The sequence below is a fragment of the Nonlabens marinus S1-08 genome (assembly GCF_000831385.1).
Classification (GTDB): Bacteria; Bacteroidota; Bacteroidia; order Flavobacteriales; family Flavobacteriaceae; genus Nonlabens; species Nonlabens marinus.
In genome coordinates, this window is sequence record NZ_AP014548.1 from 1657804 (window position 1) to 1669700 (window position 11897).

The following is an 11897-nucleotide window of genomic DNA, read 5'->3' on the forward strand; positions in this document are numbered from 1 at the left end:
CTCCAAAAACAAAAAGAAGCTATGAATATCACATTAAAACAAGCCCAAGCCGTTATTGAAAAAGCAATGGCTAAAGCTAAAGAACTGAATACTAAAATGAACATCTGTGTTGTTGACGCAGGAGCAAATCAGGTCGCATTTGTCCGCATGGATGGTGCCTGGTTAGGAAGTGCAGATATTGCATTGAAAAAGGCCAAAACTGCAAGATTCTTTGACATGCCATCTGGCGAGATAGGAAAATTGTCACAACCAGGAGAATCACTGTTTAATATTGAGCATTCCAACGGTGGTTTAATTTCTTTCCCAGGAGGAATTCCCATGACAGATAAAGATGGAACCATCATCGGCGCGGTAGGCGTTAGTGGTAGCTCTGTAGAGAATGACCATGAGGTGGCAGCAGCAGGAGCTTCAGCTATTTAATTTAACGACTCTTCTAACTATAAAAGCCCTCCTAATTTAGGAGGGCTTTTGAGTTATTGAATTTTCGAGTCTTGCCTTAATTCAATTGGGTTTCACCCACTGCTGTTACTTGTCCCACGGTTACTTGAACATCAGCAATGGTAGCTGTTTGAAGACCAGCTGTAGCATCAGGCTCTAATGTTACCGTGTAGGTTCCTTCAGGAACTCCACTCAATCTATATTCACCTAATGAATTGGTAAAGGTAGAAATGGTATTGACACCATCTGTTGCTGTGACCAGGGTTTGTACGGTAGTAGGAACAACAGTACCGGAAATGGCACCAGTTTGAGCTACCAATTCCGTTCTAATCACGGGCTTTAAAGAGTATCCTCCATTGCCTTGTTGAACAATAGATTTGTCCGCATCAAAATCAAGGATGAACTCATAAAAAATCCCGCCTTCTAGATCTTGGTTGACATTCAATTTCAGTCCAGATTGTTGAGCGCTAGGAGTGGAAAGCGGGAACGTCTGACCATCAACTACAACCGTATTGTCATCGCCCAATACAAGTCTTATTTGGCTGATTCTTCCTGCTGGAATTTCATCATCTGCTAGAATGACGCTGGCGCCACCTGTTAATTCTAATAGGTCATAAACACCTGTGTTGACAGCTCCTATCTCGACTTCTTCATCGCCATCATCATTATACTTAATCATGACATCCTGAATGTCAATAAAAACATTGTCATAATCACCAGGAGCATCCACAAGTCGAATGCTTACCCGGGCGGGTTGTGTACTGTCATCGCTATCGCTACAGGAAAATAGAGATACCGTTAGAATGGTACACATCAAAATACTTAGGTACTTTTTCATAATTAGGGTTTTAGGTTATTTTAGGGTTACACTATTCAACGAATATATTTTTTTCTTGTTGCTCAAACCCCATTTTTAACCTTGATTACAGAAGGTATTAACAAAGATTTGCGACCTGTTTTTATGGACTAAACCAGTGAAACATTACTCCTAACGAGAGGTCTCAGCTGCTTCAAAATATCATTGAAATGAAGAAAGTGTAATTAAGAATACAGATGAACTGCCCGCCTGGAACCTGAAAAGAGCTGTTCAATTTTCTCAACAGTTTGCAATTAAACCAGTAACAACCTCTATCAAGGATAATCTATCAACCCTAGGTTTTCTTAATTAAAAATCAAAACCAAGTCAGAGCGCGTTAATCTTTATAAAATTTAGTTTTTTGTAAGAATAATAAACAGGTCACTCTTTTATATTAAACGAAAATACATACCATGAACTATTTAAAAACATTACTCTTAATTGCTGTCGCCACCGGAATCTACAGCTGTGGTCCAGCAGTTACGACCACTAAGCCGACTAATGACAGTCTTAAGAAATATTCCACATTTGCTTATTTACCTAATGCAGCTATTGACATGCCTGAAAATTCTTTTAGCGCAGATAGTGTGAATGCTATGGTATTGCAACAGGTTAATGATAAAATGATGGATGCAGGATATGAACTAGACCGATCGAATCCTGATTTATTGGTTTTAGTGAGTACTAAAGTAAACCAACAAACTGAAACTGATACGGATCCAGTATATGCTAGATATGGGTTTTACAACCGTCCTGGATTAAATGTAAACCCTTATTATAATAATTATTACTACCGTGGATATTCTACCTACCCAACAGTGGTGGGATATGATACAGATACCTACCAGTATAAGGATGGAACTCTGATTGTCCAATTAGTTGATCGTGAGTCTCGTGAGACCGTATGGAAAGGCATCAGCAGTACTAGTATTTATGATAGTAGTACTACCGTCGCCTTAACTAATTTGGTGAATGCTATTTTCGAGGAATACCCCTTGATGAATAATTAATTACAATCATATCAAAAAGTAGAGACCGATTCAAATCGGTCTTTTTTTGTTTGTATTAATGTGTATGGTTGTTTCGCTTTCGCGAAAGCGAACTTGCCTCAACATTTTCGTTTTTCCAGGTTGCGCGTTGATTAAGATGTGGTGTGGATCTTCCAGCAAGCTTCCTTGATGAAACCAGATGGCACAGTGATTTTTGAAAGCTGCCAATCCAACAATGTTTTTGCCATTGCTCGTATAGCAAGGTGCTCCCCATTTTATTTCTTCTTTCAATGATAGATTGCTGAGAAGATCTGCAACAGACTATAGTTGTGACTCCCATTTTACGTGAAGCTCTATATATGCTCTAGTTGTACTGACTTTTGCTTTCATGATGTCGTTAAAAATATGTTTATTCCGTCAGAATTAAGAAAAGAGGGTTTTTGAATGGATTACTTTGAGCAAAATTTTAGATAATGCTAACACTATTACAAGACGTACTTGAACAAAAACCTGATGTTGAAGGAGAGATCGATGTCAATCCAGGGAATTTTATTGAGAAAATAGATACTTGGTTAGATGGTTTCGTAAGGATTTTACCTAACGTTCTTATCGCTATAGGTCTATTCATAGCCATTCTTTACTTGGCCGGTTGGATAGGTGGAGTAGTGCGCAAACAATTAAGGAATAGAAATAGATCCAATTTTGGGGAAGTTCTGGGAAGTTTTACCAAATGGATTCTGGTCATATTTGGTTTTGCAGTATGTATAACGATTATTGCGCCCAGCCTCAGTTTTGGTGACTTGATTGGTGGATTGGGCGTGAGTAGTGTTGCCATAGGGTTTGCTTTTCAAGATATTCTTCAAAACTGGCTTGCAGGTATTTTGATCTTGACTCGTCAACCTTTTAGAATAGGAGATGAGATTGAGGTTAATGGAATGAAAGGTCGCGTGGATCGCATTGAAACCCGTGCCACAGTGATTACTACCTATGATGGTATCGACATTGTCGTTCCTAACAATGATATTTATACTAACGCGGTGAAAGTCATAACCGCTCATAATTATGTAAGGTCTCAATATGATCTAGGATTGGGTTATGATCAGCCTTATGAAAAAGCTGTGAAAATCATACGCGAGACACTGCAAAGTATAGAAGGAATTGCACAGGATAAACCTATAGATATTCTCAACTGGGATCAAGCCGATAGCTGGCTAACGATTCGTATGCGTTGGTGGACAGACTCAAAACGCGGCAATGTGGTAAAAACCTTTAGCGAGGTCATTGTCAAAACGCAACATACGCTGGATGATGAGGGCATAAATTTACCGTTCCCAACAATGGTACAAGTGCGAGATGCGCATGATGTAAAAGAAGCCCAAAAACGAGCGGATCGTAAAAATGCCGATGTCATCAAAGATGATGAAAACCAGCAAAAAGAAAAGTCAAAGAAAAAAGAACAGGAGGACTACACTGATAAAAATGCAGATAAAGTGAGTACCAAGCAGGCACTGGACAAGGAAGACCGAGAAGGCGACTCCAAGTACACAGAATAATCTATTTTCTTTTAATACATAAAAAACGAGCCCTAGGGCTCGTTTTTCTTATTGACTCAAATTATAATTTCTAAAATCTCCACCCGAAGTTGACACCGCCACGGCCGGTTACTTCTGGTAATTCATAGTCTGCTGGATCATCTGCTAGACCTAAGTTGCGACCTATCCCGAAACCAACATCGATCAAGAAACCACTGTCGCTCACCCATTTCCAGCCTATACCCACTCCTAATGCTACATCAAAATAATTTTCTGTGACTTCAGAACTATTAGATTCTGAAGCAAAAACGAAGTAGGAATCCTCAAAGGAATGTGCTTTTAAAAATCCTTCACCATAGAATCCCTTTGCGCCATAATCTTCTTTTGAGAAAAAATACTGCCTGTAGTAAGGAGTAATGCTGAAGGTTTCAACATAGTCAATGTCTTCGCTATCCATGATTCCAATATTGAGGTCTACTCCAACACCAGAGTGTCGGCCTAAAACATATTCATAACGCGGATTGATCCCCAAACCTGCAATAGCAGCGACAACATCAAGGCTTACCTCGTGTTTCTTAACCTCATTAAAGGAATCAAGTCGTTTTTGACTGTCAGTTAAGTCTTCTTCTTGCGCAAAAGCTGCGGTTGATGTGAATAGCACGAGAAGTGCAAGGAATGTATTTTTCATGGATTGGTTTTATACTGCTAAGATGCAAAAAAAATAGAAACGTTGCGTTTTGATGTTTTAAAATGCTTTTATCTAGCAATAGCTACCAATTCCGCAATACGAACGATCACCTTACTGGCAGCAATCATGCTTTCTACCGGTACATATTCATAAGGCCCGTGGAAGTTGTGTCCACCTGCAAAAATGTTAGGACAAGGTAATCCCATGTAACTCAATTGAGAACCGTCTGTCCCACCACGTATGGGTTTAATGAGCGGTTCAATATCTAAATCTTTCATGGCTTGCTCTGCAATGTTTACAATATGCATTACGGGCTCTACTTTTTCCTTCATATTGAAGTACTGATCCTTGATTTCTATACTGACTACTTCACGCTCGTATTGTGCGTTCATGTCAGCGACCAATTTATAAAGGACTTCTTTACGAGCATCAAAATGATTCTTATCGTGATCGCGAATGATATAGTGAAGTTCTGTTTTTTCAACTGCACCTTTCATGTTGTGCAAGTGAAAGAAACCTTGATATCCTTCCGTATGTTCTGGGGTTTCCAGTCTAGGTAAGGAATCTACAAATTCAGTAGCAATGTACATGGAGTTCACCATTTTACCTTTAGCATAACCTGGATGAACTATTTTGCCATGGAAAGTTACTACGGCTCCAGCAGCATTGAAGTTCTCATATTCTAACTCGCCTATTTGGCTACCGTCCATGGTATACGCCCAATCTGCGTCAAACTTTTCCACATCAAATTTATGGGCACCGCGACCTATTTCTTCATCTGGAGTGAAGCCGACTTTTATCGCCCCATGTTTAATTTGAGGATTGTCGATCAAGTGTTTTACGGCAGTCATGATTTCTGTGATTCCAGCCTTATCATCAGCAGCGAGGAGTGTCGTACCGTCTGTGGTAATGATGGTTTGACCTTTATATTGCTTTAAATCCTCAAAATAATCAGGAGATAAAATCAAATCGCTCCCTTTAAGTGGAATATCACCACCATCATAATTCTTGATAATCTGCGGCTTGATATTTTTTCCCGTAAAATCTGGGGTGCTATCAAAATGGGAAATAAAACCGATAACGGGCACATCGTGGCTCACGTTGCTGGGCAGCGTTGCCATGATATAAGCATGATCATCAATACTCACATCACTCATTCCCATATCGATCAATTCTTGATACAATTTACGGGCAAGATCCCATTGTTTCTCTGTGCTAGGTGTTGTATCGCTGGCAGGATCTGACTCTGTATCAATGGTGATGTAACTTATAAATCTTTCGGTGATTTCTTGGTGCGTCATGATTTTTTGAACTGGGAATTATTTGAGGAAAGATAGGGATTACAAGAGCATTTTATCCCTAGTAGGATCTTAAATTGATTCGAATATTTTGTAGTAGGTTCCGCTTTCGCGAAAGCGGAATAGCGACACACACTCCATCATTAAAATTGAGTATTGCGTGCAAATGGGTTTTCTACTTGAGAAAAAATGGTGTTGTTTCCAGCCTCGTATAAAGCTCTGTTTTTGTATTTGTACTTTAATGCATATTTATCCAACTCCGTAAAATTGATCACTACATTTTCATACATTTTTGAAAGCTGATCTGAGTAATCATCAAGTTGAGATAGCTGAATGGATGATTGCATGGAAAAGGTCTGAATGTTGACTTTAATAGGTTGCCAGTTTGCAGGTATAGCCGTGGTAGGCTTTAATGGTACTGTAACAATTGATTGCGGCTGATAGTTGACTGAAGACGTAATGCTCTGTGACTGATTTGAAGCAGATTGAGGTAATTGTTGACCTACTGCAGCTATACAGGAGATTACGGCAAGCAAAAAGAGTGTTATAGTTCTCATGTATTTAAATATAGTAAAAAATCAGGCGATAGTAAGCCCTAACTCTCTGCCTTTTTCAAGCATCAGTGCACGTGCAGCGTCGTGCTCATTAGGAATATCTCCGTCTAATATAGCCTCTTTAATCACTGATTTGATGATGCCTATTTCTCGACAAGGCTGTAGATTGAAAGTTTTCATAATCTCCTCTCCACTCACTGGTGGCTGGAAATTACGCACATGATCACGTTCCTCGACCTCGACTATTTTATCGCGTACTTTTTGAAAGTTGCTGTGGTATTTTTTGAAGCGCTTTGGGTTTTTAGTGGTGATGTCAGCCTCACATAAAGTCATTAAATCCTCAATATGATCTCCGGCATCGTGAACCAGCCTGCGCACGGCACTATCCGTAGCAGCTTCATCAATAACCGCTATAGGTCGCGAGGACATGCGTACCATTTTTTGAACAAATTTCATTTTTTCATTCAACGGCATGCGCAGCCTTTTGAACAAATGGAACACCATTTTAGAGCCCTTGAATTCATGACCATGAAATGTCCAGCCTACTTTCTTACTGAATCGCTTAGTAGGTGCCTTACCTATATCGTGAAACATTGCTGCCCAGCGCAGCCACAAGTCATCTGTGTTTTTTGATATATTATCAACGACTTCGAGAGTATGATAAAAATTATCCTTGTGTGTTTGACCTTCAATTTCTTCAATGCCTTTTAACGCGGTCAATTCAGGTAAAATCAATTCTAATAATCCAGATTTTTCTAAGAGTAAAAAACCATGGGACGGTGCATCACACAGCATAATTTTATTCAGTTCTGTAACAATACGCTCATTGGAAATAATATGGATGCGATAGGCGTTCTTTTTAATGCTTGCGAAAGACGCAGGCTCAATCACAAAATCCAACTGGCTTGCAAATCGTATGGCACGTAACATGCGTAACGGGTCATCGCTGTACGTAATGTCTGGATCCAGCGGTGTCCTAATGATTTTCTTTTCTAGATCCTCTAGGCCGTGGAAAGGATCTAATAAACGACCATAATCATCTGGCTGTAAAGAAAACGCCATGGCATTAATCGTAAAGTCTCTCCTGTTTTGATCATCCTCTAATGTTCCATCTTCCACAATCGGGTTGCGGCTACTGCGGTCGTAACTTTCTTTTCGGGCTCCTACAAACTCCAGTTCAAGATCGTTAGTCTTAATCATGGCGGTACCATAGTTCTTAAAGACACTAATTTTTGTGCTTTGAGTAAGTAGTTTCTTTGTCCTTTCCGCAAGCTCAATACCACTCCCTACTGCTACAATATCAATATCCTGCTTATTACCTCGCTCAAGTAAAAAGTCTCTCACAAAGCCACCAATAACGTAGGCCTGAACATTAATGTCTTGAGCGGCTTGACTTACCACTTTGAAGACACTGGAACTGATGGCTTCCTTGTAAAATGAATCGGCCATGGGGTTATTTTCTAATGATCTTGATAAGGCCGTCATTTGAAATCTTCATGATGGCACTGGGCTTGAGGTTTTTTGCTGGTAGGGGAAGGTCGACCACGTGGTCCACACGTTCCAACAGCTCCTTAGAAATATCCTCAAAATGCACGGGCGATGGGTGCCCGCTAATGTTTGCGCTAGTGGAAACAATGGGTTTGCGCAATCCTCTGATGATTTCCCGGCACAAAGGATCGTTTGTGACACGAACGGCAAGGGAATTATCGCTAGCGATCAGGTTTTCTGCCACACCCTTGGGTCGGTCAAAAACGATGGTTAGCGGGTCTTTGTTGACCTTAAGCACTTCCCAGGCCATTTCAGGAACCTCCTCAATATATTGATCGAGCATAGGAAAGCTGTCCACTAGAATCAAAAGCGACTTAGAAGGGTCACGTTCTTTGATAGCATAGATCTTTTCTACTGCTTCAAAATTGGTGGCATCACAGCCTATACCATAGATCGTATCTGTAGGGTACAAAATGGTATTTCCCTTTTTTAAATGAGCTACAGCTTCTTGTACAAACTTTCTAGGAATGTCAAATTTAGGCTCTTTGGTCTTTTTGTTTTCCCGGCCACGAACTTGGTCTCTTCTATTACTATGTCTATCGCTTTTGCTCATGCTACAAAATTAATGGTTCTTACAACAAAGTAGCAAAGTTGGTTGAGATTTAGTAGTCCTATTTAAATTTAGGTTCTAAGGCATCATTTTCAAGAGATCTCTTTCGCCATTATGATGTTTCCTATAGTTATATCCGTCCTTTTTTAGCATAAAAAACTTAATTTGCGATTCAATTTTCAGAAGGGTTATGAGCAGTGAGAATTTTGTAAGTAATTCGCTTTCGCGAAAGCAGTTTCAAAATATCCTAGAATTATTTCAAGATTCTGATAGGAAATTAGGTGATGATCGCAATCAGATTAAGATCGTACAGTTTGAGGGTCGAAAACTGGTTGTCAAATCTTTTAAAATTCCAAATGCTATCAACCGTATTGTTTATCGATTTTTTAGAAAGTCCAAAGCAGAGCGATCTTACCTTAATGCGCTTTATCTCAAGTCTCGAAATTTAGGAACTCCAGAGCCATTAGCATATCTTGAAGAAATAGGTCCAGCGAGGTTCCATCAAAGTTATTATGTTAGTGAATTTGTAGAACATGATTTTACTTTCAGAGAGTTAGCTGCTGACGATACTATCAAAAATAAGAAGGAGATTTTGAAAGCCTTTACTCAGTTTATTTATCAACTCCATGAAGCAAATGTTTACTTTCTAGATAACTCGCCAGGGAACACTTTAATTTTAATATCAGGAAATGAGTACAAGTTCTATCTGGTAGATTTGAATCGTATGAAGTTTTATGATATTCCTGTAAAGGATAGGCTTAAAAACTTTGAACGTCTATCACCTCAAAAATGGATGTTTGACATCATGGGAGCAGAGTATGCTAGACTTTCTCAATTAGATCCTGAAGAGACCATAAATACCATGTGGAATCATGTTCAAGCATTTCAAGACCATTTCCAGAACAAGAAAAAATGGAAAAAGCGATTGAAAAAAATATCTTAATATGAAATTAAAAGAATGGCCAGCTTCTCTCTATCATAGTAATAGATTGAAAAACTTATCTATTGATCAATTAATCGATAGGGATGTTCCAACTATCAATGCCATAGTATCGCTTACTTCAATACCGTCAAGGTTGAAAACAATCCACATAACGCTCAAAAGTGTCATGATGCAAGATTGCAAGCCTAAAAAAATAGTGCTTTGGCTACATGAAAGTTTAGAAGGCCAATTACCGCCTAGTTTATTAGAACTGACTAAAGGCTTGCTGGAAATCAAGTATTCAGTATACACATTTTCCCACCGCAAGCTCATTCATAGCATAAGAGAATTTCCAGACGATATGATTATTACTGTTGATGATGATATCATATATCACCCCTCAACGCTTTCCTCATTATACCAGGCCGCTATAAAGAATCCAAAAAAAGTGACATCCCATAGAGGAAGGAATATATCGTTTGACAAAGAGGGAAAAGTGTTACCCTATCCTGAATGGAACTATGCCAATAAGCAGACGGCAGATAAAAATTGGTTCATGCCTATAGGAGCATTTACAGTAGCATATCCACCTCATGTTTTGAGTGATCAAATTGATGATGTGGAAACATTCATGAGGATTACCCCTAAAAATGATGACCCATGGTTTAAAGTTATGGCATTATTGAATGGGAATAATAGCGTTCCCTCAGGTGTTGACCTTCCTGAACCTATACCTATTGCCGGAACTCAGAAAATTTCTTTAAAGAAAATTAATGTCGATCGCGATTTCAATAGAACTCAAATGGAAAATATTTTAAACGAGTTTCCAGAATTGAGAAAGCTAATCAATATTCCTGCGTAACAACCATAATTTGACATAGCGCATAAAAACCATGTATCCTCTAAGATACGCAATGACAAGGCCCACAAACCCATCTAAAAAGCCTAGTTGAACAAAGTAATGCTTGCAAAATGACCATACAGGTTTAATGATGAGGTGAAAACCAGTAATCCTTCCAGTTCTTTTATCATAATCAACGGCTTGATGGGAAGCATACCGTTGAAGTTTTTTGATATGGGCGTCCATGCCTACATATTTGTAATGCGTCAGTTTATTTTTGAGATACCCAACACTGCCATCTGCGACTATTTCAGAATGTACCTGTTTATCAGCATAGCGACATTTTGATTTTTTAAAAAACCGGATCACCTTGTCATTTCTCCAGCCGCTAAAACGCACTTGTTTTCCCATAAAGAAATTCAAGCGTCCGATCCAGTACCCTACATGAGGTTGCTGATCTATGCGATCGAATAGACTAATGATTTCTTCTTTAAGAGCAGGTGTAACGCGCTCATCTGCGTCAACAAGCAAAATCCATTCATTCTTTGCTTGGGGTATTGCCCAATTCTTTTGACTTGCACTGTGCTCATAGTCTCGAACTAAGAGTTTGTCAAAGTATGGTGTTGCCAGTTCTACCGTGTTATCCGTACTATTGCTATCAACAAGTATAATTTCATCACAGAAATTAACCGATTTCAATACCTCCACTATATTGTGTGACTCATTATAGCAGGGGACTATAGCGGTAATCTTATACTTCTGCATGTGAGTAACTCTGTTTGAAAGCAAAAATAAACTTGTTAGTGACTTCTCCCATCTCCATTCATTATTTTTCCCGAAATTTGTACAGATATGACAAACGCTCCCATAATAAGTGTAGTAATTAGTACGTACAATTCAATTGAATGGTTACAAAAGACATTGTGGAGTTATGAGCAGCAAGTTTTTAGACCATTCGAGATCGTTATTGCAGATGACGGTTCACAGCAAGAAACGATTGATTTTATTAATAATTATAAGTCATGGAGCGATCGTCCTATTATTCATGTATGGCATGAGGACAAAGGGTTTCAAAAGAGTGCAATTTTGAATAAAGCATTACTTGCTTGCACAACAGATTATGTAGTAATGAGCGATGGCGACTGCCTCGCACGAGAGGATTTTATCCAGGTACATTATGAGAGACGTAGAAAAGGATGTTTCTTATCTGGTGGATATTATAAATTACCGTTAGAACTTTCTCAAAAGATAACTAGGGAGGACATTCTCACGCAAAAATGTTTTGACTTAGCTTGGCTCAAGAAGAACGGATTGCCAGAAAGCTATAAAACCCAAAAGCTCAATTCAGGTTTTGTAAAGGCAAAGATTATGGAAAAAATAACGCCAACAAATGCCAGCTGGAACGGTCATAATTCAAGTGGTTGGAAAAAGGATCTTCTCGCAGTTAATGGTTTTGATGAACGCATGCAGTATGGTGGTCAAGATCGAGAACTTGGCGAGCGCTTGTTTAACTATGGAATTAAGTCCATTCAAATAAGGTATAGTGCGATATGCCTACATCTTGACCATGCTCGTGGTTATAAGAATCAAGAATCTATTGATAAAAATAAGGCCATCAGAAAAAAGACCAGAACGGAAAAGTTGAATTACACACCGTACGGTATCGTAAAATAGAACAGTT

Annotated in this window: 14 protein-coding genes; 6 read left to right on the forward strand and 8 right to left on the reverse strand. The window is 39.0% G+C overall.

Annotation, left to right across the window (positions count from 1 at the left end; translation table 11 throughout):
• Positions 1 to 21: 21 nt before the first annotated feature.
• Entirely contained in the window at positions 22 to 420 is a 399-nt protein-coding gene (locus tag NMS_RS07565; protein WP_041496159.1) for a GlcG/HbpS family heme-binding protein, read from the forward strand.
• Between the two features lie 76 nt (positions 421 to 496).
• Here NMS_RS07565 and NMS_RS07570 read toward each other — a convergent pair whose 3' ends face one another.
• Positions 497 to 1276, reverse strand: coding sequence for a DUF4382 domain-containing protein (locus NMS_RS07570; protein WP_041496160.1), 780 nt, complete (start codon positions 1274 to 1276; stop codon positions 497 to 499).
• A gap of 431 nt (positions 1277 to 1707) precedes the next feature.
• Here NMS_RS07570 and NMS_RS07575 point away from each other — a divergent pair, with 431 nt between their 5' ends.
• A complete protein-coding gene (locus tag NMS_RS07575) occupies positions 1708 to 2304 on the forward strand; it encodes a DUF4136 domain-containing protein (protein WP_041496161.1) in 597 nt (198 codons plus the stop codon).
• 30 nt (positions 2305 to 2334) lie between these two features.
• Here NMS_RS07575 and NMS_RS14105 read toward each other — a convergent pair whose 3' ends face one another.
• Positions 2335 to 2574, reverse strand: coding sequence for a DUF1801 domain-containing protein (locus NMS_RS14105; protein ID WP_052476825.1), 240 nt, complete (start codon positions 2572 to 2574; stop codon positions 2335 to 2337).
• A gap of 182 nt (positions 2575 to 2756) precedes the next feature.
• On the opposite strand from NMS_RS14105, the gene NMS_RS07585 reads away from it, so the two are divergent.
• A complete protein-coding gene (locus NMS_RS07585; protein ID WP_041496162.1) occupies positions 2757 to 3836 on the forward strand; it encodes a mechanosensitive ion channel family protein in 1080 nt (359 codons plus the stop codon).
• 70 nt (positions 3837 to 3906) lie between these two features.
• Here the strand turns inward: NMS_RS07585 and NMS_RS07590 are convergent, their stop codons facing one another.
• From NMS_RS07590 to NMS_RS07610, 5 genes are all read right to left on the reverse strand, one after another.
• Positions 3907 to 4503: a hypothetical protein gene (locus tag NMS_RS07590; protein ID WP_041496163.1), complete on the reverse strand. Its 597-nt coding sequence runs from the start codon at positions 4501 to 4503 to the stop codon at positions 3907 to 3909.
• 68 nt (positions 4504 to 4571) lie between these two features.
• A complete protein-coding gene (pepT, locus tag NMS_RS07595) occupies positions 4572 to 5804 on the reverse strand; it encodes a peptidase T (RefSeq protein WP_084217648.1) in 1233 nt (410 codons plus the stop codon).
• Between the two features lie 140 nt (positions 5805 to 5944).
• Positions 5945 to 6358, reverse strand: a complete 414-nt coding sequence (locus tag NMS_RS07600; protein ID WP_041496165.1) for a hypothetical protein — start codon at positions 6356 to 6358, stop codon at positions 5945 to 5947.
• Positions 6359 to 6379: 21 nt separating this feature from the next.
• Positions 6380 to 7804, reverse strand: a complete 1425-nt coding sequence (locus tag NMS_RS07605) for a CCA tRNA nucleotidyltransferase (protein WP_041496166.1) — start codon at positions 7802 to 7804, stop codon at positions 6380 to 6382.
• Positions 7805 to 7808: 4 nt separating this feature from the next.
• Positions 7809 to 8456 (reverse strand): L-threonylcarbamoyladenylate synthase, encoded by a 648-nt coding sequence (locus NMS_RS07610; RefSeq protein WP_084217650.1) that lies wholly within the window; start codon positions 8454 to 8456, stop codon positions 7809 to 7811.
• 187 nt (positions 8457 to 8643) lie between these two features.
• Between NMS_RS07610 and NMS_RS07615 the strand changes: the two genes are divergently transcribed.
• The gene (locus NMS_RS07615) at positions 8644 to 9396 is read left to right on the forward strand and encodes a lipopolysaccharide kinase InaA family protein (protein ID WP_041496167.1); all 753 of its coding nucleotides are present in this window, start codon (positions 8644 to 8646) and stop codon (positions 9394 to 9396) included.
• A gap of 1 nt (position 9397) precedes the next feature.
• Entirely contained in the window at positions 9398 to 10237 is an 840-nt protein-coding gene (locus NMS_RS07620) for a hypothetical protein (RefSeq protein ID WP_041496168.1), read from the forward strand.
• On the opposite strand, the gene NMS_RS07625 is transcribed toward NMS_RS07620, so the two are convergent.
• Complete coding sequence (locus NMS_RS07625) at positions 10217 to 10981, reverse strand: glycosyltransferase family 2 protein (RefSeq protein ID WP_041496169.1); 765 nt, start codon at positions 10979 to 10981, stop codon at positions 10217 to 10219. The two genes, NMS_RS07620 and NMS_RS07625, sit on opposite strands and share 21 nt — an antisense overlap.
• 87 nt (positions 10982 to 11068) lie before the next feature.
• Between NMS_RS07625 and NMS_RS07630 the strand changes: the two genes are divergently transcribed.
• A complete protein-coding gene (locus NMS_RS07630) occupies positions 11069 to 11890 on the forward strand; it encodes a glycosyltransferase family 2 protein (RefSeq protein WP_041496170.1) in 822 nt (273 codons plus the stop codon).
• Positions 11891 to 11897: the final 7 nt, after the last annotated feature.